Annotated in this window: 19 protein-coding genes, 1 tRNA gene and 2 pseudogenes; 8 read left to right on the forward strand and 14 right to left on the reverse strand. The window is 57.7% G+C overall.

What is annotated here, in order from left to right; genetic code table 11:
- Positions 1-7: 7 nt before the first annotated feature.
- From QMK52_RS24510 to QMK52_RS24520, 4 genes and pseudogenes are all read right to left on the reverse strand, one after another.
- Positions 8-1,288 (reverse strand): MFS transporter, encoded by a 1,281-nt coding sequence (locus QMK52_RS24510; protein ID WP_164365965.1) that lies wholly within the window; start codon positions 1,286-1,288, stop codon positions 8-10.
- 368 nt (positions 1,289-1,656) lie between these two features.
- Positions 1,657-2,112, reverse strand: coding sequence for an ester cyclase (locus QMK52_RS24515; RefSeq protein WP_320403587.1), 456 nt, complete (start codon positions 2,110-2,112; stop codon positions 1,657-1,659).
- Positions 2,113-2,200: 88 nt separating this feature from the next.
- Positions 2,201-2,353 (reverse strand): annotated as a pseudogene (locus tag QMK52_RS27460) (asparagine synthase-related protein); the annotation flags it as partial.
- 889 nt (positions 2,354-3,242) lie between these two features.
- Positions 3,243-7,493, reverse strand: coding sequence for an autotransporter domain-containing protein (locus tag QMK52_RS24520; protein WP_320403588.1), 4,251 nt, complete (start codon positions 7,491-7,493; stop codon positions 3,243-3,245).
- 800 nt (positions 7,494-8,293) lie between these two features.
- Here QMK52_RS24520 and QMK52_RS24525 point away from each other — a divergent pair.
- From QMK52_RS24525 to QMK52_RS24535, 3 genes are all read left to right on the forward strand, one after another.
- Complete coding sequence (locus QMK52_RS24525) at positions 8,294-8,533, forward strand: carbon storage regulator (RefSeq protein ID WP_083204905.1); 240 nt, start codon at positions 8,294-8,296, stop codon at positions 8,531-8,533.
- Positions 8,534-8,615: 82 nt separating this feature from the next.
- Entirely contained in the window at positions 8,616-9,470 is an 855-nt protein-coding gene (locus QMK52_RS24530; protein ID WP_320403589.1) for a nuclease-related domain-containing protein, read from the forward strand.
- A gap of 11 nt (positions 9,471-9,481) precedes the next feature.
- Positions 9,482-9,802: a 3'-5' exonuclease gene (locus tag QMK52_RS24535; RefSeq protein WP_320404215.1), complete on the forward strand. Its 321-nt coding sequence runs from the start codon at positions 9,482-9,484 to the stop codon at positions 9,800-9,802.
- A 69-nt stretch (positions 9,803-9,871) separates the two neighbouring features.
- Here QMK52_RS24535 and QMK52_RS24540 read toward each other — a convergent pair whose 3' ends face one another.
- On the reverse strand, positions 9,872-10,369 hold the full coding sequence (locus QMK52_RS24540; RefSeq protein WP_122734389.1) for an SgcJ/EcaC family oxidoreductase: 498 nt from the start codon (positions 10,367-10,369) through the stop codon (positions 9,872-9,874).
- A gap of 174 nt (positions 10,370-10,543) precedes the next feature.
- On the opposite strand from QMK52_RS24540, the gene QMK52_RS24545 reads away from it, so the two are divergent.
- The 4 genes from QMK52_RS24545 to QMK52_RS24560 are packed head-to-tail and all read left to right on the forward strand — an operon-like array spanning position 10,544 to position 15,166.
- Positions 10,544-11,731, forward strand: coding sequence for a sensor histidine kinase (locus QMK52_RS24545; RefSeq protein ID WP_122734327.1), 1,188 nt, complete (start codon positions 10,544-10,546; stop codon positions 11,729-11,731).
- Complete coding sequence (locus QMK52_RS24550) at positions 11,728-12,381, forward strand: response regulator (protein ID WP_122734325.1); 654 nt, start codon at positions 11,728-11,730, stop codon at positions 12,379-12,381. The genes QMK52_RS24545 and QMK52_RS24550 overlap by 4 nt, the downstream gene beginning before the upstream one ends.
- Positions 12,378-14,705, forward strand: a complete 2,328-nt coding sequence (locus QMK52_RS24555; RefSeq protein ID WP_122734323.1) for an ATP-binding protein — start codon at positions 12,378-12,380, stop codon at positions 14,703-14,705. Before QMK52_RS24550 ends, QMK52_RS24555 begins: the two co-directional genes overlap by 4 nt.
- Entirely contained in the window at positions 14,702-15,166 is a 465-nt protein-coding gene (locus QMK52_RS24560; RefSeq protein ID WP_065944140.1) for a response regulator, read from the forward strand. Before QMK52_RS24555 ends, QMK52_RS24560 begins: the two co-directional genes overlap by 4 nt.
- 103 nt (positions 15,167-15,269) lie before the next feature.
- On the opposite strand, the gene QMK52_RS24565 is transcribed toward QMK52_RS24560, so the two are convergent.
- The 7 genes and pseudogenes from QMK52_RS24565 to QMK52_RS24595 form a co-directional block, all read right to left on the reverse strand.
- A tRNA-Gly gene (locus QMK52_RS24565) sits at positions 15,270-15,345 on the reverse strand.
- 60 nt (positions 15,346-15,405) lie between these two features.
- The gene (pgsA, locus tag QMK52_RS24570) at positions 15,406-15,966 is read right to left on the reverse strand and encodes a CDP-diacylglycerol--glycerol-3-phosphate 3-phosphatidyltransferase (protein WP_003190391.1); all 561 of its coding nucleotides are present in this window, start codon (positions 15,964-15,966) and stop codon (positions 15,406-15,408) included.
- A 32-nt stretch (positions 15,967-15,998) separates the two neighbouring features.
- Positions 15,999-17,822: an excinuclease ABC subunit UvrC gene (gene uvrC / locus QMK52_RS24575; protein WP_320403590.1), complete on the reverse strand. Its 1,824-nt coding sequence runs from the start codon at positions 17,820-17,822 to the stop codon at positions 15,999-16,001.
- 1 nt (position 17,823) lies between these two features.
- Positions 17,824-18,465, reverse strand: coding sequence for a UvrY/SirA/GacA family response regulator transcription factor (gene uvrY / locus QMK52_RS24580; protein ID WP_005786991.1), 642 nt, complete (start codon positions 18,463-18,465; stop codon positions 17,824-17,826).
- Between the two features lie 160 nt (positions 18,466-18,625).
- Positions 18,626-18,757, reverse strand: a pseudogene (locus QMK52_RS24585) (transcriptional regulator); the annotation flags it as partial.
- 185 nt (positions 18,758-18,942) lie between these two features.
- The gene (locus QMK52_RS24590; RefSeq protein ID WP_223018797.1) at positions 18,943-19,374 is read right to left on the reverse strand and encodes a GNAT family N-acetyltransferase; all 432 of its coding nucleotides are present in this window, start codon (positions 19,372-19,374) and stop codon (positions 18,943-18,945) included.
- Positions 19,375-20,124, reverse strand: a complete 750-nt coding sequence (locus QMK52_RS24595; protein WP_320403591.1) for a carbon-nitrogen hydrolase family protein — start codon at positions 20,122-20,124, stop codon at positions 19,375-19,377.
- A 620-nt stretch (positions 20,125-20,744) separates the two neighbouring features.
- On the opposite strand from QMK52_RS24595, the gene QMK52_RS24600 reads away from it, so the two are divergent.
- Positions 20,745-21,824, forward strand: coding sequence for a 3-deoxy-7-phosphoheptulonate synthase (locus QMK52_RS24600; RefSeq protein WP_320403592.1), 1,080 nt, complete (start codon positions 20,745-20,747; stop codon positions 21,822-21,824).
- Between the two features lie 40 nt (positions 21,825-21,864).
- On the opposite strand, the gene QMK52_RS24605 is transcribed toward QMK52_RS24600, so the two are convergent.
- Together QMK52_RS24605 and QMK52_RS24610 are read right to left on the reverse strand one after the other, a co-directional pair.
- Positions 21,865-22,287 carry a hypothetical protein gene (locus QMK52_RS24605; protein WP_005786982.1) on the reverse strand — a complete coding sequence of 141 codons (423 nt, stop codon included), beginning with the start codon at positions 22,285-22,287 and terminating at the stop codon, positions 21,865-21,867.
- Positions 22,288-22,421: 134 nt separating this feature from the next.
- Positions 22,422-26,036 (reverse strand): transporter substrate-binding domain-containing protein, encoded by a 3,615-nt coding sequence (locus QMK52_RS24610; protein WP_005786980.1) that lies wholly within the window; start codon positions 26,034-26,036, stop codon positions 22,422-22,424.
- Position 26,037: the final 1 nt, after the last annotated feature.

Here is a 26,037-nt window from a genome sequence, read left to right on the forward strand (position 1 = left end):
CCTCACATCAAAGGCCTCTCTTCCAGAGATAGCTGCCTATCACGATGCCTATGAGGCAAATAATCGCCATGTAGTAGGCAGGCCCCATGGGACTTGCCTTGAGCAGTAGGGTTACGGCTATTGGAGTGAGTCCGCCGAAGATCGCATAGGCCAAGTTGTAGGAAAATGACAGCCCGCTGAAACGGACTGCCGCTGGAAAGGCTTTGACCATCACGAACGGCACCGCACCAATGGTGCCTACAAACAATCCGGCCAGTGCGTACAGCGGGAACAACCAGTCGGGGTGGTCGAAGAGGCAGTGATAGAAGGTCCAGGTAACGATCAGCAGCGCAGCGCTGCCGAATACAAATACTCTCCCGGCGCCTAAGCGATCCGCCAGCGCACCGGAGGCCACGCAACCGAAGCAGAGAAATACAATCGCCAGGCTATTGGCTTGCAATGCGGTGGTCGCTGGGAAAAGGTAAATAGTTTGCAGCGTGGTCGGGGTCATCAGGATGACCACAATAATGGCGGCCGACAGTAGCCAGGTCAGCAGCATGGAGATTGCAATCGCCCCGCGATGCTCTCGTAGCACCGTACGCAATGGCATTTCTTCGGCCAAGGCTTTGCGCAATTGCAGCTCGGCGAACACCGGGGTTTCATGCAACCAGCGGCGAAGATAGACCGCGAACAAACCGAAAACACCGCCAAGCAAGAACGGGATTCTCCAAGCGTAATCGGACACTTCGATTGGGGTAAAGACGCTGTGGATTAGCGTCGCAACCAGCGAACCGAGCAGGATCCCGGCGGTCAGGCCGCTAGTCAGCGTGCCGCAGGCGTAACCCATGTGTCGTTGCGGCACGTGTTCGGACACGAAAACCCAGGCCCCTGGAACTTCACCACCAATCGCCGCGCCCTGAATCACCCGCATGAGCAACAACAACATTGGCGCCCAAATACCAATTTGCGCATAGGTAGGCAACAAGCCCATGATCAATGTTGGTACGGCCATCATGAAGATGCTCAAGGTGAACATCTTTTTGCGCCCCAACAGGTCGCCAAAATGCGCCATGACGATACCGCCCAGCGGTCGCGCAAGATAACCAGCAGAAAATATGCCGAAGGTCTGCACTAGGCGCAGCCATTCGGGCATGTCGGGCGGGAAGAATAGTTGGCCAACTACGGCGGCGAAAAATACAAAAATAATAAAGTCATAAAATTCCAGCGCACCGCCCAGAGCAGAGAGTGATAACGTTTTGTAGTCATTGCGAGTCAGGGGGCGTGCGGGTTGCTCGGTGATCGGAGGCATAATGGTCATCGAAACACTTCTCTTATAATTAGAAAGATTAAAATTCCAACGCCGCTGGCCGGCGCTTGCGACCTCAGTTCAGCGAACCATGAGTAAATGAGGTAGGTAACCAGTTAGTTACGTTCAGCAACGCAGCGGTCCTCGACACTTTTCGGGAGCCGAACCTGGTTCCTCATAACGTGGGCATACAGTGGTAACGTATTCATGTCAGAGAGATGAATACAAGCCAATAGCGCTAGGAATATATAAAAGAGAAACGGTTTTCTGTAGGAAATTTCCGAGAGCAGCCATTGGCGCGGGCATAAACCTAGCGGCCCTATGTACTTTCGCTGCATGGCTTAGGGTTGTGTCAAGTTTCACGAGCGTTGCTAGTCGCCTGGAAACATGCCATTAGCATTAGCAGCCTTTTCAGGAACCGTTTGGATAGCATCCCAATGTTCGACAATTTTTCCGTTTTCCAGCCGGAAGATTTCGATAATTGCCAGCGTCACGCCCTCGCCACGGCCAGTATTTTTGACGTGTAAAATAACAATGTCTCCATCGACAAAAACCTGTTTTACCTCGCTCTTGGAATCTGGAAAATGTTGCTTGAGGAAAGACACAAACTTCCGGAAACCTTCAGGCCCATCTTCACCACTTGGGTTGTGTTCGACGTATCGCTCGCCAAGATAGCGTGCTGCTTTATCAAAGTTTTTCTGGTTCAGTCCCTGTTCAAAAAATTCAAGCACATTACGTTTGTTCTGCTGTTCCTGTTGAGTGTAAGCCGCTTGAGCATGTCCGGCAAATAGAAAAGCCAGAGTTAAAAAAGCAATATACTTTTTCATAAAAATTATTCCATCCAGAGAGGAGTTCACGCTCATACACGGCAGAATCTCTTCAGCCGACCGAGCATTTTGTCATACGAAATACAGTTCAATTGAATCTGGTATCTGCGCTGAGATCATCGCCAGCACCATGCATCATGCCTAGTTTTTTGCGCCAGACAGCCTCAGTAGGTAAGAGATTTTCCATCGCTAGTCGAAGAATACGTTTTTCGAAACCATAAACTTGCACGAATTTCTGTTCAGGCGGTACTTGGCCTCAGCGAGACGATGGAACTTCACCTCTTACGAGCAGCGTTCACTCGGGACTCGCTAATTTTGACCCTGCCGCTGTAGTACGGATATCCACAAACCGCAATTCAGCATGGCGTATTCATCCGTTTCTGGCACTGACCAAGACACGCTCTTACCAAGCGAAAGATCTCTGAGCAACCTGTATCATTAAATCATGCTGTATGCGCGGAGCGCTGCCGCACGCTGGGGCTGCGTAGCGACCCAGCGAACAACCACTAAGAGTGGTACTGCCCAGTTCTGGTAGGAGACTAATAAGCGTCCGCTTACGCGCCTGTAGGAAATTTCCGAAGGCAAGCCTACTAGCCTATGCACTCTGAGGTCTGCGCAAAAACACCGCCGGCCGACTGTTCAGTCCCGCCAGTAGCTTCACTTGGTGCGGCGGCGCTTACGGCGATTACAGCCGCTCGACGTTCAGCCTGCGTGTCGACGAACATCATTTCAACCAACGCCAGAGAAAACGGCGCCAACCGGGCAGAGGTCTCAACACTTATCGTGAGCGTCTGGATCCCATGTGCTGGAGAGAAGTATGACCCCAGGACCCAACAACCAAGTCCAGTAATCACCCGGATAGAAAGACGGTCCGACTGCCGTGATGACAAGCAAGGTAATGCCTGCTCGCAGCCGCCGTTTGGGCGTGAACCACGCGCGGAACGCTTCAAATTTTTTATTAGCATTACCACCCTCCCTGCTTGATAAGCCACAAAGCAAATAACTCACTTAATCGAATCACGCTAGCCGGCGAGACAGGCGCACGCCCGGAAGCGATATGCCTGGGCTGCCGCCGATCGCTTCATCAATCCTGCGGTCATTAGCTAACCGCAGGGGCATTCTGATTGCTCCTAGAACGTCCATGAAGCCATGGCGGAGGTGCTCTGATCGTGAAAGCGCTGGCCTATTTCGCCTGTGTACCTCAACCCAACGGAAAAGGCCGGCGTCAAATCCAAGGTAGCGCTGAACGCCAACTGAGCCGTGTCCTGCTGCACGGGCAAGCCAGAAATATTCACGAAGTCTCCTTGGGACTGCAACTTCAAACGAGTGTCGGTGGTTTTCTCCGTGAATGCGTGTTGCAGCCCGGCGCTACCGTTCAGACGCACGGCCATGCCATTGGCCAGAGGATGAACAGCGTTCACGCGCGCACCGAGTCGGGCCGAGGTCACGTCCATGCGGCTTTTTTTGCCACTGAGGGCGAAGAGGTTTTCCTTCTCTGAAAATGCTTTGGTTTCAACGTGGACGTAGTTGAGCCCGATAAAGGGTTCCAACGTCACTGTGTTGAAGTGAATGTTGTGGGATAGCTCGGCAAAGGCCTGGCGGGTGCTGCCGTCATAATTGCCTTTGAGTCGCGTGGAGCCATTCTTGTGGGCTACATCGCGCTTGCTGTCGATCTCATGCCAGGCATAGGCCGCGCCGAGGCGCAGGGTGAGACTGTCGAACTGTTTGCTCGCATAGGCAGCAAGGCTGTAGGTTTCGACGTCGGCCGAAGCACTCTGCGTGGACAGCGAGGCGGAACTGTTTTGATAGCTGGCGGCAAGACCGGCTTTCAAGCCGCTTTCTTCGTCCTGTCGATCAACCCCTCCGATGACGCCTTGAATCGCACGATTGAGTTTGGCGGCATCGCCCTCCCGGTTTTGTGTCCCTCTGGAATCGAAGGCATACCCCCAGACGCCAAGGGCACGTGGGTTGTGCTCTGTCTCGTAGAGACGATTGAGCGTGGCGTTGCGCACGTAGCTTGAGTCTTGCAGCAGCGCATTCTTGAGTGAAGCATGCAGCTCGCCCGTCATGGGTTTCATGATGTTCTTGAACTCGTCCCTGGAGAGTCCGATCAAGGCATCGTTTTCTTTCTGGGCCCAGGTAAGAGACGGGGTCGGCGCAGCGTTCGGTGTGGGAGCTGCGTCCAACAGGGCAGCGGATGGGGCCGGCTCTGGTGTAGTTATAGTTGACGATGCCGTGCCAGCGACTGGCAATGTCGCGAGCGGTGGGATGACCGGCTCTTCGTATTGAGTGATAACAGGCCGGGATGTATCAGGCAAAGTAACAACAACAGGTTCGGAGGTTGTTGGAACAGAGGGTTCAGAGGTCACCGGGGAAGGCTGTACGTGGGTGGCCGCCGAGCCTTTGCCTGGCAGCGTTGCCGCCGGACCGGCCGGTATCGTGGTGAGCAACTGCGTGGCCAGGGCTTTTTCGTTCTCGTTCTTGAGCAACTCTGCGGGGCGAATATCATTGCGCACAAGGTTCAGGGTCACCTGGTTGGGGTCGTAAGCGAGGCTGGGCGTGAGAAACGCCAGATTGGAGGTCACTTGGGCAAATTGACCACTGACACCTTTCTGCGCCTGGATAATGGCCAGCGTGGTGTTGGGCCTGTAATCGCCGGCTTGTGCCTGGACGTCCACCAGACCACCTTGCAGATCCGCGCGCCCGGCCACTTCCAGTTTGTCGGTACGCCCAGCCGCATCGACCTCCACCCGGTAAATCGACTCGGGGTTGAAGGTCAGGTCTTGGGCAACACGCAAGGTGCCGATCGAGTTGCCCGGGGCGATGATCCCGCCCTTCTTGACGGTGACTGCGCCGACTTCGCCGATACCTTGCAACTGAGCACCGGATTCGACGTAAAGCATCGCGTTGCTCAATGTGCCATTGGCGCTCAGCGTGCCTTTGTTGATATCGATGCGCCCGGCCATATCGCTGACGCCCGTCAACCTGAGCTGACCTGCACCGGTTTTAATCAGATTGGCGTTGCCACTGAGGCTGCCGCCAAAGACTTTATCCTCGTCGCTACCAAAGAGTACGGGGAGCTCGTCGCTCGTTGTGATGCTCGGCACCGGTGGCGTGATCGCTTGAGCAATGGCAGCAAGAGAGGAACTCGGTGCAACGGGCTGGGTTGGAAGGGGTTGAGTGTAAACAGGCTGGGGTGCGTCAGGCACAGTAACAACAACAGGTTCGGAGGTTGTTGGAACAGAGGGTTCAGAGGTCACCGGGGAAGGCTGTACGTCGGTGGCCGCCAAGCCATCGCCTGGCAACGTTGCCGCCGGGCCGGCCGGTATCGTGGTGAGCAATTGCGTGGCCAGGGCTTTTTCGTTCTCGTTCTTGAGCAGCTCTGCGGGGCGAATATTATTGCGCAACAGGTTCAGGTTTACCTGGTTGGGTTCATAAGCAAGGCTGGGCGTGAGGAAAGCCAGGTTGGAGGTGACGCTGGCAAATTGACCCTTGATACCTTTTTGCGCCTGGATAATGGCCAGGGTGGTACTAGGACGATAATCACCGGACTGCGCCTGAACATCGACCCGGCCACCTTGCAGGTCAACAGGCCCGGCCACATCCAGCTTGTCTGCACGCCCAGTGGCATCAACCTCGACGCGGTAGACCGACTCGGGCCTGAAGACCAGATCTTGAGCGATACGTAGCGTTCCGATCGAATTGCCGGGCGCGAGCACCCCGCCTTCCTTGACGACAACCTGACCGATTTCGCCGCTGCCCTGCAATTGGCCGCCGGACTCGACGTAAACCAATGCATGGTTCAGCGTGCCATTGACCTTCAGTACACCCTTGTCGATATAGGTGTACCCCATGGAACGGTTACTGCCCGTGAGTTCGAGGGTGCCCGTCCCGTCTTTTATGATATTGCCGTAACCGCTGATGTCGCCACCAAAAACCACGTCATCGCTGCGGTTAAAGGTCAGAGTGCCCTTGTTGTTGATATTGCCCAGCACTGAGCCTTGCGTACCGCCGTTACCAATTTGCAAGGTGCCCTGGTTCAGATCGATGCCACCACCAAAGGTGTTATTGCCCGTGAGAATGAGCGTTCCACTGCCCTCTTTGATCAAACCACCAGGGCCGCCAATATTTTCCTTCCAGGTATCGACCTGAGAAAAACCGGCCAGGTCCAGATCCGAATCCGGGTTTTGGTTGACCGTGAAGTTTTCATAGAAATAGGTGGGGCCGCCAAAAGCCCGAGGCAGGTTGATCAGCCCCCAATTGGCATTCGGGCTGTTGGCATCGAAGGTCCAGCCCGCCAGCGAATTGCTGGGATAAGCCGTGCTGGCCAGAATCTGCCGCCATTCGGGTGATTTCAAATAGGGGAAGCGAAAACGCAGCAAGGCGCCGGCCTGTTGCGGGATATGCTCAGGCGCGAGCACAACGGCGTCACGCGCGAGCATTTGATTGTAGTAACCGAGGCTGTAGTTTTCTTTGGCTTGGGTATCGGTCAAGGGCGAGTCTTGAGCCTCAAGGCAGTTGCGCAAGGTGCCCGAGCACAGTTTCGATGCGTCTACCTGTTTGCGAATATCCTTGCTCAGCTCAAAGAAAGTCGTTGCCAGCGTGTCGTCTTCCAGCATTTTGGACAGGTAATAATAGTTACCAATACGGGACGCGATGGTGTCGGTAGGAAAGTGCGCTCGCAATACGACCCGGCTTTCGCCGTACTGCAAGGCGCGGGAAATGATTTCACTGCCACGCTCTGGAAATACCAGGCTCATGCCCATGGCCGTTTCATAGCCATCCCACGTATGGCCGCTGGGGAAGGATGAACCTTCTATGGACTGGTAATTTTTTATGTATTGTGAGTTCTCAAGCACGTCCTTGGGTCGACCACGAAGGAACTGGTCTTTTAATATGAAATCTGCAGTTCGTTCTTTTTTTTCATTAGCGTCATATGAGTAGCTTGCCAGGTTATATAGATCTACCAAGTGACTGTATGAATCGAAGGTTGAGAGATCCAGCGGTGCGCCGGGTGTTTTTTCAGGGGTGAGGGAGCCTAGCGCTGACTGCGTCATGATCGCCCTCTTATAGACAGATTTCTGAGATGCATCGCTGATGGCGAGCCGATATCTGTCGCCGCTGTCCTGCGCGTAGGCGATAGACCCTAGTCGGTCAAGGTTTGCCGCTTCTGACCCTGGTTGTGGGTAGCGAGTGATGACATGGCTTTGCAGTTCTTTGAACCAGGCCGTTCTTTTGGAGTCAATCAGCCCGTTAGCGGTGTCGATATCAATGTCGGCTAATGCAGATACTGGTGAAGCCAACCAGACAAAAAATGCATATTTCAAAGCAGTGTTTTGGCCAAGTAGGCGCACATCTGAAATTTTGATTGTTGACGGCATGATTCTTCCTGAGTCATTTGGCTTAGTTGGAATATACCGTTATGCAGTTTTTTCTTTTCGGTTTTGTTACTGAACTATCGAAAACACCCAAAAAACACTTTTCAGGCACCACCCAATTAAATTTTAAACTTATTATTACTTTAGGAAATTTCCGATTGATTAATTTTTAATTGCAATAATTTCAAATTTCTCTTTATAAATCTTTATGTTAGCCATAGCAATACTCAGCATTTGCAGAGTAATTAAAGTGCAGGTTATTTTTTAGCCGCACGCTCAGAAACGCAGAGCGACACGCCGGATTGCTCGTGGCATTTTACTGCCCGTCGAACTCGCCCAACTACATAACGAGACGACGCAATCATCATCGGGCATCAGGATAGGTATGACCATCAAGCTAGCTTCTCAGACTTTGGCAGTTTGAAACGCTTTTATTGGTAGGTAAGGCGCACATCATCCCAAGTCGCCAATGGCAGCGCCAAGAGTAGGTGACCTTAATCTTCGTTTTACTTCTAACGCTGCAGGCCTCAAAGGTGAGCTGCTCTCCCGGCTGAGCCATACGCTCGATAACTGTTGCACCGCCTGACCTATCCAGGCGTTGGCGTCATTGGATACTCTCAACGGCACTGGCACTCCACTGCCTGACTTGCGTCCTCCCGACCGGGAAATGCTGAGATCAAAAGGCCTGACATTTCAGGGTCTAAAACTGAGATACCCAACCAACCGCAGCGCAGGAAATTTCCTACATGAATTTCGGACAATGCATGGAATTAATGGCCCGAACATTCACCCCAATTTGAAAGGTGCTGCCATTGCTACTTATCACTAGGAGGACCGGCGAACGCTTACGTATCGACGACGAAATTCAGATCAAGGTGATTGACGTTATAGACAGTCATGTCTCTTTAGGCATCCAGGCACCCAAGCACATCTCGATCGCTCGATCCGAACTGCATGAAAGAGCTATAGATGCCGAGGACAAAGACAAAAGGCCAGGCTCGCCATCCGCACCTGAATCACCATTGCCAAAAAATCGGTCATGACAGACCGTCCCGCGATTGATAAAGCGCAGTCACGCTGCGAACTTATTATTTTGCGTCGCTCTGAATCATATCGAGTACGCAAATGATCGAGGCATACGGCATGGCTCTACATTTTCCCTCCCGCAACATCTGTCGGTTTGATACTGCGGGCGAGCGCCGTCTGGCTGAACGCCTGGAAAAGAAACTGTCGGACGATTGGCTGTGCTGGTTCAATGTACCTGTAGGCCCAAAAGGCTTGCGGCCGGACTTCGTGCTGATGCATCCGCAACGAGGGATTCTGGCGCTGGAGGTAAAGGACTGGAAGGTGGAGACCATCGAAAGCCTGACCGCTGAGCACGCCAGGATCCGTGTCGAAGGTCAATTGAAAACCGTGGCCAACCCGTTAGCGCAGGCTCGGATCAACACCCTGGAGGCCGTGAAGCTGCTGCAAAATGACCCGGCATTGCAACAGCCAGCCGGTTCTATTCGCGAGCGTAGCTTACTGATGCCCTACAGCTGGGGCGTGGTCCTGACAGAGATCACCCGTAAGCAGTTCGAGAGCGCCGGGCTTGCCAATGTGCTGGCTGAACAGCGAGTCATCTGCCGAGATGAAATGACTGAGGCGGTAGAAAGCGAGGGCTTTGAGGCGCGCCTGATCAGGATGTTTGCTCAGGTGTTCGCCTGCCACCTCACAGATGAGCAAATTGACCGAATGCGCTACCACTTATTCCCGGAAGTACGAGTAAACCTCTCACCAGGCCAGTTTGGACTGTTCAACGCCCACGAAGCGCCGGCGCCGAGCTTGATCAAGGTGATGGACTTACAACAGGAGCAGTTGGCGCGGTCCATCGGCGAAGGCCATCGCGTGATCCATGACAACGCAAGGGGCGCACACTGGACGACATGGCCGTTATTTAACGACATTGGGCTCAAGCCGAGCACATTGAAAAAATCCTGAAGGACGCTGGCATTCCGTTTGTCTCCACGCGCCTCACCCAAGACCGCAGCAAACTCTACGATGATGCAGATACAGTCAAAATCGTCAGCATGCATTCCAGCAAAGGCCTGGAGTTCGGCTTGGTTGTCCTCCCCTATCTGCACGACATGCCCATCAACGGCGCAGATGACGAAGATGAAACACGCGTGCTATACGTGGCCATGACCAGGGCCATTGATCGTTTGGTGATGATGCACCGTGATCACTCCAGCTTTACCCGGCGGGCCCAGGAGGCGATCAGGGCGGTCAGCGAGCATTTGGCGGGGAACGATGCGCAAAACATTGAACTATAAAAAGACCTCGAACTGAGCAGCAGTGAGGTCGATCATTGAAGGTCACGTCGCGCGGACGTCTCATTGCTCCTAGGCTTCAGGCATCGCCGAAGAATGGTGATTGAGAATCTTCCAATGGCCGTCCACCTGTTCGTAGACAAAGGTATAGCGCGCCTGCACCTGACGCGTCTTGCCGGTCGCTTCGGTCAGGGTGAAGGTGTAGACGCCGCTGTCCACGGCCACGTTGCTGCCCAGCAGGCTGATGTCGCGGTAGTTGATTTGGCCCACAGGCTTGAGCGCTATGAAGTGATCGAAGTAGTCCTTGATCTGAGCCGACGTGGTGCGCAACTGATTGGACATGGTTGGCTGCAGCACCGCGTCCGGCGCGTACAGGTCGACCACCGATTGAGCGTTACCGGTCTGCAACATGCTGTTCCAACGGTCAAACAAACCGGCAATCTCACGGTCCTTCACGCCGTCAGGCACTTGGGCCACAGTGTTGTAGACATACGGAGACGTCTGCGCTGCTTGAACAAACGGTGCGTTCAAGGCAAAAAGCAAGGCAATGGTCGGGGTTTTGAATTTCATTGCGATATTCCAGTGGTGGTCGTTGCGCACACTTTGCCAACCCGCCAGCCACCCGACATCGGCCAACCGGAATCATTTAGCTATGCCATTTGGCAGATGGCACACCGTACCGTTAACAAGGTTTAATGACCCTCCCTGCGCCCGTGGCGCTTGCCCCAACGCCGGAGCCCAAGCATGCAAACCCTGCCACACGACCCCGGTAGTGCCTTGGCCATCCGCACCCAATATCGGCAATCGGAGAGTCGCGCGGCGCGCCTGCGGCTGTTGGTACATACCGGGCAGGAGTTGACCCGGCTGGCCCCGGACGCCATGCGCGAGCAAGTATTGGCACGGGCTTGCGCCTTCCTCGCGATGGACCACGGGATGCTGCTGGAGTGGGACGCCGACGGACGCGTTAGCACCACCGCCCGGCATGGCTGCCGTGATCGACTGAACAGTCTGGAGATCGCCGCCGACCGTACAATGCGCACGCCGAACTGGCAGGATCGTCCGGGGGAATCCTTGCCCAATGTGCTGCGGGTGCCGTTACGCGGTGGCGACGGGAATGCCTTTGGCGCCCTGGTGCTGGCCAACAGCGTGAGCCTGCGGGCGCCGGACAACGAAGACAGCGAATCCATGCAACTGCTCGCTACCCTGCTGGCTGCGCACCTTGAAAATGACCGATTACTGACAACGCTCAAAGCCCGGGATCGCACTCTGTCGGATCTGGTCAAACGGCTGTTTTGTGCGCAAGAAGACGAACGTAAGCACGTCGCCTATGACCTGCACGACGGCCTGGCGCAAACCCTCGCGGGCTTGCACCAGCGGCTGCAAGGTTTTGCCGGCCGCTGCCCGACACTGCCGGACACCCTCGGGGCAGACTTGCAGGCGATTCTGGCACTGGCCCAGCATTGCGTGGTTGAAGGCCGGCAACTGATCAGCGGCCTGCGCCCGACGGTGCTCGACGATTTCGGATTGCTCAAGGCGGTCGATAAAGAAGCTGATCGGCTGCGCGAAGCCGGAATCAGCGTGAATTGGTTAACGCGTTGCGAGGTGCGCTTTCCCAGTCAGGTGGAGATCGGTTTGTTCAGGATCGCCCAGGAAGCGATCAACAATATCCTCAAACATGCGCACGCCAAACAGGTGCAACTGGCGTTGGAACTGCACGACGGTCAGGCCTGGCTGCGGGTAAAAGATAACGGCAAAGGCTTTGCTGCCCCCGAACTCCAACTCGATACCGACAAAACTCGACATCTGGGCCTGGTCACCATGCAGGAACGCGCCAGCCTGTTGGGTGGACGCCTCACCTGCACCAGCGCAATCAACGGCGGCACCCAACTGCACGTCGGCGTGCCCGTGAACCTGGATGGAACACTCCAATGACCCACCTCCTACGTCTCGTGCTCGCTGATGATCATGAAGTCACGCGCACCGGTTTTGTCGCCTTGCTGGCCGGTCATCCGCAATTCGAAGTGGTCGGTCAGGCCCGCGATGGTCAGGAGGCCGTCGAGCTGTGCGAACGGTTGCTGCCGGATATAGTGATCCTCGACATCCGCATGCCGTTGCTCAACGGCCTGGGCGCTGCACGTCTGCTTCAGCAACGCCTGCCGACCCTGAAAGTGGTGATTTTCACCATGGACGACAGCCCCGACCATCTGGAGGCGGCCATGAGTGCCGGCGCCGTCGGTTACCTGCTCAAAGACGCCAGCCGCAACGAAGTGATCGACGCCCTGCAGCGCGTCGCTGCCGGTGAAGAAGCCCTCAATCGTTCCGTCAGCGCCCGCCTGCTAAGACGCATGACCGAACGTAATGCGAGTGGCGGTACACCCACCGAAAACCTCACTGCACGAGAACGCCAGGTACTTGGGCTGGTGGCCAACGGCATGAGCAATCGCCTGATCGGTGAGAAGCTGGGGATTACCACCGGCACGGCAAAAGCCCACGTCGAACGGGTCATCGGCAAACTCGGGGCGGCTGACCGAACCCAGGCTGCGGTGCGTGGCATTGCTCTGGGCCTGGTGACTCAACCATGAAGGTGTTTTATGCCGGACGCTGGGCCGACCTGCCGCTACGGGGCAAGGCCCTGGTGGTGATTTCCCTGCCATTGGTGATCCTGCTGCTGTCACTGGTGTTGATCTACATCACCGAGCGCCAGACTGCCCGTGCCGAAGAAGACGTGCGCCGCGTATTGCTGGTGCAAGGCGATATCCAGACTGTGCACACCTTGCTCGCCGAAGCGGCCGCCAGCGTACGCGGTTATCTGCTTACACATCGAGAAGATTTCCTGCCGGGCTATCTGAAAGCCAAGCCCCTGATCGAATCGGCCCTGCGCCGCCTCGACAGCCATGTGCGTGATGAACGGGTGCGTGCACAACTTACCGCCATCGCACCGCTGATCAACAGCAAAATCGATGGGCTGGAGCAAATGCTTCGCGATCGAGAGGCTAAACCGGAGTCGCTCACCACCATCCTGGTCAATAACAAATACATCCTCGATGAATTGCGCGAGCACATCGGCACCATGCTCACCCTTGAGGACACGTTGCTGGCCGAGCGGACTGCGGCGGCATACGCGACCCGTCAGCGGCTGTTGTTCTCAACCTTACTGGCCGCCCTCTGCGGACTATTTGGTGCCATCGTGGCGGTACTGTTTTTGTCCAAAGGGATCGTAGCCAGGGTGCAGCAGGTCCAGGGCAATGCCCAACGCCTGGCCCTGGGGCAACCTTTGCAGCCACAACCGCCGGAGAACGATGAGATTGGCCAGTTGGGCACTCGTCTGGTGGAGGCCGGCCTACTGCTGGCTGAACGTGAACGCGCGTTGCGCGACAACGAAGAACGCTTGCGGCTGATCATCGACGGCGTGAAGGACTACGGGATCTTCGCCCTCGACACCCAGGGCTATGTCACCAGTTGGAACGCCGGCGCCGAGCGGATCAAAGGCTATACCGAGCAGGAAATCATTGGCCAACACTTCTCAATGTTTTACCTGCCGCAAGAGTGCCCACAGCATCCCGAAATGGCCTTGCGTGAGGCCACTCGCGACGGGCATTACATGGAGGAAGCCTGGCGTTGCCGCAAGAATGGCAGCCGCTTCTGGGCCAGCGTGGTAATCACTGCGCAATACGACAGCAGCGGCACGTTGCGTGGGTTCTCTAAAATCACCCGGGACATTACCGATCGCCGCGCAGCCGAGATTGCCTTGCGCACCGCCCGCGAAGAGGCCGAGCGCGCCAGCCTGGCTAAAAGTGAATTCCTGTCGCGCATGAGCCACGAACTGCGCACCCCGCTCAACTCGATCCTGGGCTTTGCGCAACTGCTGGACATGGACGCGCCCCCTGGGCAAAAGGCGCAGATCGGTCACATACTGCGTGCCGGCCAGCACCTGCTGATCTTGATCAATGAAGTGCTGGACATTGCCAAGATCGAAGCCGGACGCCTGCCGCTGAACATCGAATCCGTGCCCTTGGCAATCGCCTTGCAAGAAGCCTTGACGCTGGTCTCGCCAATGGCCGCCGATGCCGGCATCCAGCTGGCACCGCTGCCAATCCTGGCCGCTGACAGTGGGATCGTCGCCGATCGACAACGCCTGACTCAGGTGTTGCTGAACCTGCTGTCAAACGCCATCAAATATAACCGGCCTGAGGGTCAGGTCAGCATCGAGGTCAAGATTGATCAGCAACGAATCGCTGTGTCGATCAGCGATACCGGCAAAGGCATTGCGGCTGATCGCCTGGTTCGCCTGTTCAAGCCGTTTGAACGCCTGGAGACCGACCCGAATGTGGAAGGCAGCGGCCTTGGTCTGGCACTGAGCAAGAGCCTGCTGGAAATGATGAACGGAAGCCTGACCGTGCAAAGTCAACCCGGCGTCGGTTCCCGATTTACCCTGGAGCTGGCGTTTGTACACTTGCAGGACGCCGTCGGGGCAGCCGCTGCCGCGCTCGATAATCGACCGCTGATCCCTGCACTTGCAGACCCCGAAGTTCAGGGCAAGGTGTTGTGCATCGAAGACAACCTCTCCAGCCTGGCGCTCATCGAAACCGTGCTGCAACGGCGACCTGGGATAAAACTGCTCTCGAGCATGCAAGGTCAATTGGGGCTGGACCTGGCTGCCCAACATGCGCCACAGCTTATCCTGCTGGATGTCTCGCTGCCGGACATCGACGGGCTGAACGTTCTGCAGCGCTTGCGCCGGTGCGCAATCACCCGAACCACCCCGGTGCTAATGATCACCGCCGATGCCACCGACCTCACCCGCCAGGCCTTGAGTGACGCGGGCGCGACCGCCGTGCTGACCAAACCGATTCACATTCCTTCGTTCCTTGCCCACCTCGACCAGTACTTTCCGGAGCCCGTGTGAACCCCGACCTGCGCATTCTGATCATCGACGACAAACGCCCCAACCTCGATCTAGTGGAGCAATTGCTGGTGCGTGAAGGGCTGACCAATGTGCTGAGCAGCACCCAACCGTTGCGGACTCTGGAGCTGTTCAACAGCTTCGAGCCGGACCTGGTGATTCTCGACCTGCACATGCCCGAGTTCGACGGCTTCGCTGTGCTGGAACAACTCAACCGGCGTATCCCAAGCAGCGAATACTTGCCGATTCTGGTGCTCACCGCCGACGCCACCCGCGACACACGCTTGCGCGCCCTGGCCCTGGGAGCCAAGGATTTCATCAGCAAACCACTGGATGCGCTGGAAACCATGTTGCGCGTGTGGAACCTGCTGGAAACCCGCGTGCTTTACAAGACCTTGCGCACCTTGGTGCCAGCGGATCAAATCGATTTACTGCAAAGGCGGGGTTCAAAATCATCAGACTGAATAGCTCGATCACGCAACGCCCAAAGAACGCGCCGAAGCGTCTATTCCCCAAATCGCAGGCAAAAAAAAGCCACTCGTTAGAGTGGCTTTTTTCTTTAATGCTTGGAGCGGGAAACGAGACTCGAACTCGCGACCCCGACCTTGGCAAGGTCGTGCTCTACCAACTGAGCTATTCCCGCTTGGTGATGCGCATTCTATAGAATCCTCAGCACCCGTCAACCCCTTGATTCAAAAAAGTTTTATTTCTTTTCAACGGTGGTTCGCAGATGGGGCCAGGCCGCACGCAGATATTGCAGCATGGACCACAGGGTCAGGCCTGCGGCGACCAGCAGCAAAGCGTAGCCCGTGAGCACCCAGAACGAGAAGTCCGACGGGTTGGCCAGCAGGATGACCAGCGCGAGCATTTGCGCGGCGGTTTTCCATTTGCCCATGTTGGAGACGGCGACGTGGGCGCGGGCGCCGATTTCGGCCATCCATTCGCGCAGGGCCGAGACGACGATCTCGCGGCCGATGATGACGGCGGCCGGCAGGGTCAGCCACAGGTTGCCGTGTTCCTGTACCAGCAGGACCAGGGCGACGGCCACCATGAGTTTGTCGGCCACGGGGTCGAGGAACGCGCCGAAGGGCGTGCTCTGTTCCAGGCGGCGGGCCAGGTAGCCGTCGAGCCAGTCGGTGGCGGCTGCGAAGGCAAATACCGAACTGGACGCGACGTAGCTCCATTCATACGGCAAATAGAACAACAATATGAAAATCGGGATAAGCAGGACGCGTAGTACGGTGATCAGATTAGGGATATTCATCGGCACAACTGGCTACGAGGTGAGAAGGCATTCTATTCGCTGTGCAGGTTTGCATAAATCAATTCAGCGAGCTTTTTACTGATACCGGGTGCTTTGGCTATTTCGTCAATGCTGGCACGGGAGAGCTCCTGCAAGCCACCAAAATGTTTAAGCAAGTCGCGACGTCGCGTCGGGCCTACCCCTGCCACCCCTTCCAGGGTTGAGGTTCGCCGGGTTTTGCCACGGCGGGCGCGGTGGCCGGTAATGGCGAAACGGTGGGCTTCGTCGCGGATTTGTTGAATCAGGTGCAGTGCAGGTGAGTCGCCCTTCAACGTGAACTCATGGGCGGCATCATTCAAGTACAACGTCTCGAAACCGGCCTTGCGCGTGGTGCCCTTGGCGACGCCGAGCAGGATCAGGTCGGGCACGGCCAGCTCGTTGAGCACGTCTCGCGCCATGGACAGCTGGCCCTTGCCGCCGTCTACCAGCAGGATATCGGGCAGCTTGCCCTCCCCGTCCTTCAACTTGCTGAAACGCCGCGTGAGCGCCTGGTGCATCGCGGCGTAGTCATCGCCGGCGGTAACGCCTTCGATGTTGTAGCGCCGGTAGTCGGCCTTGATCGGCCCTTCCGGCCCGAACACCACGCAGGAGGCCACCGTAGCCTCACCGCTGGAGTGGCTGATGTCGTAGCACTCCAGGCGCTGGGGCGGCTCGTCCAGGTTGAGGACTTCGGCCAGGGCGTCGAAGCGTGCGGCAACGTGCTGTCGATTGGCCAGGCGCGCGCTCAGGGCCTGCTCGGCGTTGGTCACGGCCAGTTGCTGCCAGCGGGCACGGGTGCCGCGTACGCGGTGGCTGATGTCCAGCTCGCGGCCGCGCAGGGCGTGGATCGCTTCGATCAAGGTGGGGAAGTCTTCGTGCACCACATTGACGATCAGCTCCGAGGGCAGGTCGCGCTCTGGGCTGCTCACGTAGTACTGGCCAAGGAATGCGGCCATCACCTCGGCAACGTCTTCGTCGATACCGGTCTGCGGGAAAAAGTTCTTGCTGCCCAGCACTCGGCCAGCGCGCACGCTGATCAGGTGCACACAGGCGCCGCCCGGGTTGACGAACGCGGCGATCACGTCGACGTCACCGGTGCCGCCTTCCATGCTTTGCTGGTCCTGGACGCGACGCAGCAGGGAGATCTGGTCGCGTAGCTCGGCAGCCTTTTCGAAATCCAGGGTGCTGGCCGCCTGCTCCATGGCCCCGGACAGCTCATCGGTGAGCGCGTTGCTGCGCCCTTCGAGGAACATCACCGAGTGGCGCACATCCTCGGCGTACTCTGCCGGCTCAACCAGGCCCACACAGGGCGCCTTGCAGCGCTTGATCTGGTATTGCAGGCACGGCCGCGTGCGGTTCTTGTAGAAGCTGTCTTCGCACTGGCGCACAAAAAAGGTTTTTTGCAGCAGGCTCAGGCTTTCACGAATCGCCCCGGCGCTGGGATAAGGCCCGAAGTACTTGCCCTTTTGCTTTTTCGCCCCACGGTGAATGCTCAGGCGCGGGAAGTTGCCATCCGATAAAAACACGTAAGGGTAGGATTTATCGTCACGCAACAAGATGTTGTAGGGCGGCCGCCATTCCTTGATCAGCGTCTGCTCAAGCAGCAGCGCCTCGGTTTCATTGGCGGTGATGGTGGTTTCGACCTGGGCGATACGCGCCACCAGGGCGGCGGTTTTCGGCGCAAGGCCGGTCTTGCGAAAATAACTCGCCAGCCGGTTCTTCAGGTTCTTGGCTTTGCCCACATACAGCAGGCGCGCCTCGCTGTCGAACATGCGGTACACGCCGGGGCGGCCACTGCAGGTCGAGAGAAAGGCACTTGGATCAAACGGCGTAGTCATGTCAGGCGCTGGCGTCCACCATGCCGTGGCGCACCGCGAGCAGGGTCAATTCAACATCACTGCTGATGGCGAGCTTCTCGAAGATGCGATAACGGTAGGTATTGACGGTCTTGGGCGACAGGCACAGCTTGTCGGAGATCGACTGCACTTTCTGGCAACCGACGATCATCAAGGCGATCTGGATTTCCCGCTCCGACAGCGTATCAAACGGCGAATCGCTGGTGGGCTGGAAGGATTTGATCGCCAACTGTTGGGCGATCTGCGGGCTGATGTAACGCTGGCCGGCAAAGACCAGGCGAATGGCCTGCACCATCTCCGCCAGGCCCGCGCCTTTGGTCAGGTAGCCCGCAGCACCGGCCTGCAGGAGCCGCGTCGGAAACGGGTCTTCCTCGCACACCGTCACCACCACGACCTTGATGTCCGGGTGGCTGCGCAACAGCTTGGTCGTGGCACCAAGACCGCCGATCCCGGGCATCTTGACGTCCATCAACACCACATCGGGTTTCAATTCCCGAGCCTTGATCAGAGACTCCTCCCCTGACTCAGCCTGGCCGACTACTTGCAGGCCGTCGATGTCAGCCAGCATTCGTGTAATGCCTGTACGAACGAGATCATGATCATCGACTACTAGCACCCTAATCAAGCAGACACCTCGCGATATGGTCTTATAGATTGCTGAACACCTTAGCAAAAAAGCTGGGCACAGACCTAGCCGCAAGCGTCATATATATGGAGTTTGCCTGCCCGGTAGTCGTCCAACGGGTGGCGGACGACCGAATTTATTGGGCAAAAGGTCAGAAATCCTGGGGCGCACGCCCGCCGTTTTCATATTTGCCTTGAGCGTTGGCTTCAACGCCTCCGATTTCACCAAAAACTTTATGCGGCAGGCCGAGTCGCTCTCTTTCTTGCCTTAAACGCGAACCGATTCCACTCAATTTGGATGCATGATCCCATTTTGCACACATCAAGAGGTGACACATTCATCTCTTCGTTGAACGAACTTGAGCGGTTTTGAACTATGCCCGCAATCCGCACCGCTGCACAAGCCAAGGCCTGGCTGGAACATCAAGGGAAGTCGGCTCCTGAATCAGTATGCGCTTATTAGGATTTTGCACAGGGTTTAGCGTACGCGACAGACACGCTCCATCCGCCAGAAGCCATCCTCTTCGCCAACAATGCTGAACCCCATGCGCTGATAGAGCCTTCTGGCCGGATTGGTCTTGAACACCGTCAACCGCAACAGCCCCAGCGCCTGTGCCTTCAGCGCTATCTGCTCCAGCACCCAAGTGCCTGCGCCCTGCCCGCGATACGCCTGGAGCAAATGCAACTCGCGGATGTATAGAGCGCCACCGTCGCGACTGAGGCTGATAAATCCCAACGTGTGGTCATCTCGGCAAATCAGCCAGTTTTCCCGACCGGCCCAGGCCGTGTCGAAGCCGGCATTGGACCAAATCAGCTGGTTTTGCACGTAGTAGCGGTTCATCGCCTCGTGGGTCAGGGCCCGCGCAAACGGCAGATCCTGTTCTGTGGCAGCACGCAGGTGAAAAGCCATTTATACGGCCACCACTTGGCCCACCCAATGCTCGTCGTCGCGACGGGCAATCACCAGCGCTTCGCCGACACCGGGTACCGCTGCAAGCAAACGGCCATCCGCGGCCCAGATCGCGCTGCGACCTGCACAGGCCCAGCCACCCGAGGGGCCACCGTGGTTAGCCATCAGCACCAGCAGACGATGCTTCGCGGCATAGCCCTGCAGCAGCGCGCTGTCTTTTGCGTAGCCGCCTTCGCTGATCAGTACGCCCGCTGCGTACACATTGGCACCCGCTTGCGCCGCCTGGCGCGGATGACTGGCGTGGGAGAAGTCGGCGCAAACCGCCAGGGCAATTCGGTCATTGCCCCATTGGAGTGCAGCACCACCCTGCCCGGCCGCAAACGCCACGTCTTCGCCTGGATGCAAATGCTGCTTGGTGTACACCGCCAGTGAGCCGTCGGCGCCCAGCACCAGGGCGCCAATCAAAACATCCGTTTGCGGGGCCAGGCGGATCGGCATACCCACCACTGCCGTCAGCTGCAACTCGCGCGCCATCTCGCGCAGGGGCGCCAACACTGGCGAGTCGGGAGCGATGGCCAAGTCAGCGGCCAGCGTGGGTTCATAACCGGTCAAAGACAGCTCCGGAAACACCAGCAATTGCACACCCTGCTCTGCCGCAGCCTGCATGAACACCCGATGCCGTGCGATATTGGCTTCAACGTCGCCGGCAATGGAAAGGGTTTGCGCCGCAGCAAGGGTCAAGGCAGTCATGGTCGCGTCCTGGCAACATCGTTTATGAGGCACCAGCATAGCGACACTCACCCCATAGCCGTAAGTACCCTCAAGCAATAGAAATTACTGATTGAATCCACCCGTGCGCCTCTAGTAAGCTCCCCCCCCATCATTTGGAGAGCCACCATGTTGCAACTCACCCACACTCAGGTTTGCCCTGCCGCCAGCGCCTTGCGCTCTGTGTCGGCTACCCGCGTGAACGGTTCGAGCGCACTGGCCGGCTTTTATTTTGGGTATTGGTTTAGCCACTGGCGCGCCTGATACCTGAAATCGGCGCCCACTACTCAAGGGGTCGCCTACCAGAGAAATCTAAACCCCCGGTCGGCTCCCCGACCGGGGGTTTTGTTTTTCAGCCGCTAACCATTTTGTTTGTTCAAGAACACTTAAAGGAATCACACCATGAACTACGCCACTTATTACCGCTTCGACACTTGCACTGCATGGCGATTTAGCCAGCTCCGTTCGGGACAGTCTGCCGCCTCCGATCGGTCACCTATTGGTGGCAAACCAACACACGTCGCCAGTACGGCCAATTGTCGAACACCCCAGTAGGCCAAGCGCGCGGGAACAACCCGCCGCTTGCCCAGGAAGCCTTGAATATGAACTCCTCCGTCGCCGCTTTGCCCGTCTGCACCCTCAACAGCGCCAATGAAGCCCTGACCCAGCGCCTGCCCAGCTCCCTTGAGCTGAAACACCAGTTGCCCCTCAGCCCGTTCCTCCATGAACAGATCCACGCCCATCGCCAGGCCGTACGCGCCATCCTCAATGGCGAAGACTCGCGCTTACTGGTGATTGTCGGCCCGTGTTCGATCCACGATCCGCAATCGGCCATGGAATACGCACGCAACCTGAAGAAACTCGCGCTTGAAGTCAGCGACCAGATGCTGCTGGTGATCCGCGCCTACGTCGAAAAACCGCGCACTACCATCGGCTGGAAAGGCCTGGCCTACGACCCGCACCTGGACGGCAGCGATGACATGGCCGCCGGCCTGACCCTGTCCCGCGAACTGATGCGTGAAATGCTGCGCCTGGGCCTGCCGGTCGCCACCGAGCTGTTGCAGCCCATGGCTGCCGGCTACTTCGATGACCTGCTCAGTTGGGTCGCCATCGGTGCACGCACCACCGAGTCGCAAATCCACCGCGAGATGGCCAGCGGCCTGGGCATGCCCGTAGGTTTCAAGAACGGCACCGACGGCGGCGTCGCGATTGCCTGTGATGCCATGCGCTCAGCGTCCCACCCGCATCGCCATTTCGGTGTCGACAGCCAAGGCCATCCCGCCATCATCCAGACGCCAGGCAACCCCGACACGCACCTGGTACTGCGCGGCGGTCACCGCGGGCCAAACTACGATGCACAGAGCGTGGCCCAGGTGAAACATGACCTGGCCAAGGCCAAAGTGGCGGCGCGGATCATGGTCGATTGCAGCCACGCCAACAGCGGCAAGGACCCACTGCGCCAACCGGCAGTATTCAATGACGTACTGGAGCAGCGCTTGCAGGGTGATACGTCGCTGATCGGCATGATGCTTGAGAGCCACTTGTTCGAAGGCTGCCAGCCGCTGAGCGCGTCAATGCAATACGGCGTGTCGGTAACCGATGGTTGCCTGGGTTGGGACGGAACCGAGCAGTTGTTGCGCAGTGCGGCCGAACGCCTGCGCGAATCTCACAAAACCAACTGAGGGGTGCGGAACAACATGCGGCAGCAGCGTTGAAACGAAGCTAGGCCCGGGCCACCCGCGCCCGGGACAACTCCCGTAGCCACGGCAGTACCCGCAGGCCATGGGCAGCCTCGGATGGGTCGACGATGTCCATGAAGTGTTCGAGGCTGACGCTGTCCGGCACGCCCGGCAGACGCACCCGCACCGCTGACGTTGCACCGGCAGGCTCACCCAGGTCGATGTGCTCGTATATCAACACGTGGTGCACTGACTGCTGGAGCCCAATGGCATGGTCCAGCAACCCGGCATTGATGATGAGCGCATCGAAGGGTTCGGCTGGAATGGAGGTCAGAATCTGGACTTCTTCGAGCGTTTGCACCGGCACGATCCGGTAATACCCCAACTGGTTGAGCATTTTCTCGATGTACAGGCGTTGCAGATGCTGTTCATCGGCAATCAGGATGGTCAGTGCTTTGTTTGGCATGGCAAACCCCTGGGCAGGCAGTGCTCGGCAGTGAGCGTCGCCCATTTTCCAGACATATGCCGACGACAAAATCAGGCATGTTCCCCGTTTACGTAAGAGTTTTCCCAAATCGCCTGAATGGCGATCAACCGCGATCAAGGCTGATTGCAATACGCGTTCAAGCCTTGCTGCAAAATACCGATCGCTTCACTGACGCCATCAACCGCAGGGCCCAATGCCAGGCGGTCCTGCTGTTCACACACCGCCTCCAATGTTTCACAACACGCGATCACCCCCTGCGCCTTGACCATCCGTGCGCCACCCTTGGCGCGATGGGCCAGGTCGTGCAGCTTGGCAAAGTCGGCCTGGTTTGACAGCTGTGAGAGCAAGGCACGGTCCGTTTCCAGGCTGTCGAGCAACGGCGCCAACAACTCAATAAGCGCGGAGCGATCATCCCCCGTCAATGCGACCAGGGTGCTCAAGTCAAACGCCTGCATTTGTGGCGGGCCCAACTCGGCGGAACGCGAAGCCAATGCCGAGCGCAAGTCGTCCAGCCCGGTGGGTTTGAACAGGCAGCCGTCCATACCTGCTTGCCGACAGCGCTCGGTTTCCTCCGGCTGGGCGTTGGCGGTGAACCCCAACAGCAGGCAAGGTGCCTGACCCCGTTCACGTTCTTGCGCACGAATCTCCCGCGCCAACTGGTAGCCATTCTTGAAGGGCATATTGCAATCGGTGATCACGCCGTCGAATTGTCCCGTCCGCCACTGCTCAAACCCTTGGGCGCCATCTTCGGCCGTAGTGATCTGGTGGCCCAGGAAGGTCAACTGGCGCGCCAGCAGCAAGCGGTTGGCCGGGTAGTCATCCACCACCAGGATGCGCAGCGCACGGCCCGCTGGCACTGCATCAGCAGTGTGTGCGGCGTGGGCCGGCAAGCTGTCCGTCAGGGCCAGGGCCAGCGTCACATCCACCCGGGTGCCCTGCCCCAACACGCTGCTCAAGTGCAGCTGGCCGCCCATCATTTCGCACAAGCTGCGGCTGATCACCAACCCCAGGCCAGAACCGCTGCGGGCCGACTGCTGGTTATTGCTGCCCTGGATAAACAGGCTGAACAATCGCTGCTGATCTTTGACGCTGATCCCAATGCCGGTGTCTTGCACCCATAGCTGCACATTCAACCGGTCGCCCTCGACTACCGCCCGGGCCCCGAGGGTTACCTGGCCGCTGGCGGTAAACTTGATGGCATTGCTCAACAGGTTCGACACCACCTGTTTGAAGCGCAGCGGGTCGACCAGCACCGTCCGCTCAACCAACGGCTCCAGCTGGACTTGCAGCGCCACCCCCTTGGCTCGCGCCAATCCCTCGAACACGCGCGCCACCGATGCCAGCAGCTCACGCAGGTTGGCCGGCTCCAGGGTCAGCGACAAATGCCCGGACTCGATCCGCGCGATATCGAGAATGTCGCCAATCAACTCCAGCATGCCGCGCGAAGCCACGGATGCCACTTCCAAGGCATCACGGTCGGCCCGCCCCTGTTCGGCATTTTTCAAGGCCAACTCGATCATGCCGATCACGGCGTTCATCGGCGTGCGGATTTCGTGGCTCATGGTCGCCAGGAAGGTCGTCTTGGCGCGGTTAGCGGCGTCGGCATCGTCCTTGGCTTCCTGCAATTGGCCCAGCAAGCGATGACGCTCGCTGACGTCCACCCAACCGGCAATCATACCCACCACCTTCTCGTCGCCGTCGCGATACGGCAGCATCCATTGGTAGATGGTCAGCACATCGCCGTTGGGCACCTTGAGTATCCGGTCATGAATCTGCGGCTCGCCGGCAGCCATCAAGCGCAGGTAATCCTCATGAAACGACTGGGCCTGTGGAGGGTTGTCGACGTCGGTTTCCATCACCGTCTTGCCGATCACGTCTTCAAGTTTGTAGCCAAACACATCGAGGTACGCATTGTTACAGGCCATCAACCGACCCTGGCGGTCGCGCACATAGATCGGATGCGGGGTGCCGTCGATCAATACGCTCATGAACCGCATCTGATCGCTGAGCGCCCGCTCGGCCTGCACGCGCTTACGAATCAAGCTGCGCAAGTAGATGATCCAACCCAGCGTGACCACCAACAACAGTGCGGCCAACCCAAAGCCCTGAATGATCACGTTGCGATAACGCAGCCAGTAGCTGTCCTCGATGATGACTTCGCTGCGCCATTGGCCAATCAATTCATCCATTTCCTGCGGTGTGATGCTCAGCAGTGCCTTGTCCAGGATCGAATACAGCTCCAACTGACTGCGGTTGACTCCGAAGGTCACGCGCGCCGGTTCAGTGCCGACCGTACTGGTGATACGCAAGCGGTCACGGTAATGCCGGGTGATCAGATAGCGCGCACTGATCAGCGAGTTCACGGCGCCCTCGGCGTCGCCATTGGCCACCAGCGCCATGGCTTGCAGCGGGTTTTCCACGTCGATAAACGCAACCCCTGGAAAGTTTCGCGCTATCTCATCATGCAGGCCATTGCCGGTCACCATGGCCAGGCGTTTGCCGACCATATCCTCCAGCGTGAGCGGGCTATCAGGGCTGTCGCGGGTCACCAGCACAAACGGGTTGGTCAGGTAGGGCCGGGTAAAGCGCACTTTGTCGGCACGCTCCATACTGGGGGTGACCACCGCCAGCATATCCGCCGTGCCCGCACTGACAATATTGACCTGGCGCGGCAACGAACTGCCCGGGACCACATCGAACTTCAAACCGGTGCGCAAGCTGATGCGCGACAGCACCTCCGCACTCAGCCCTTCGAATTGCCCCTTGTCACCGATAAAAGACAATGGCAGAAAGTCGTTTAGCACCGCGACTCTGACCCGTGGATTTTTCTGCACCCAGCGTTGTTCATTGGCACTCAAGTGCAGCCGGTCGATGCCCACGATGCCCAGGTTGCCACCGCTCCAGCGGCGCAGGATCTCCATGTGCTCACTGGCGGGAATGGCCTCCAGCGCCGCATTGATGATCTGCAGCAGCCGCGTATTGTCGCGGGTGACGGCAAACGCAAACGGGTTGACCTCCAGGGCGGAAAAATCAGCCATGCGTACATTGTTCAGGTGGTTGCGATTGATCAGGTAGTTGCTGCTGATGGCATCGCCCAGGTAAACATCGGCGCGACCAAACGCCACGGCGCCAATGGCCTCGAAGGTCGAGGCAAAAAGCTCCAGCTGTGCACGGGGGTAAAATGCCCGGACGGCGTCGGGCTGCATATAGTGATACAGCATTGCCACCCGCTTGCCTGCCAGGTCGTCACTCAACGCTTGGCTGTCACCGCTGCGAGTCACCAGGGTCGGTTGATCGTTGGCGTAGGAACGAGACAACTGCAATTGCTTGTCGGCAGCCTCATAACCATTGGCGGAACCGAGAAAATCCACGCCACCCTGCTTCAGGGCCTGGATCACATCATCACGGGTTTCGTAACGCCGAACCTCGATGGAGATATGCAGGGCCTGGCCAATCAGCGCGGCAAAGTCGGCCGTGATACCTTCAAGTTCATCGTTGTTATTGGTCAGGTCAAAAGGCACGTAATCGGGGGCAGAAATTCCCATGACCAATGTGCGCCGCTCGCGTAGCCAGCGCCAATCAGCCTCGGTCATCTCTACTTTGGGGATTTCGAGGTGGGAGTGCCCCAACAGTTGCAAAGCCTGGGGCTCTTCAAAGGCCACCGCGATCAATGGTAATAGGCTCATCCAAAGGATCGCGACGAACCTGGTCAACGCGGTGGTGATCATT

The sequence above is a fragment of the Pseudomonas sp. P9_2 genome, assembly GCF_034008255.1.
Taxonomy (GTDB): domain Bacteria; phylum Pseudomonadota; class Gammaproteobacteria; order Pseudomonadales; family Pseudomonadaceae; genus Aquipseudomonas; species Aquipseudomonas synxantha_A.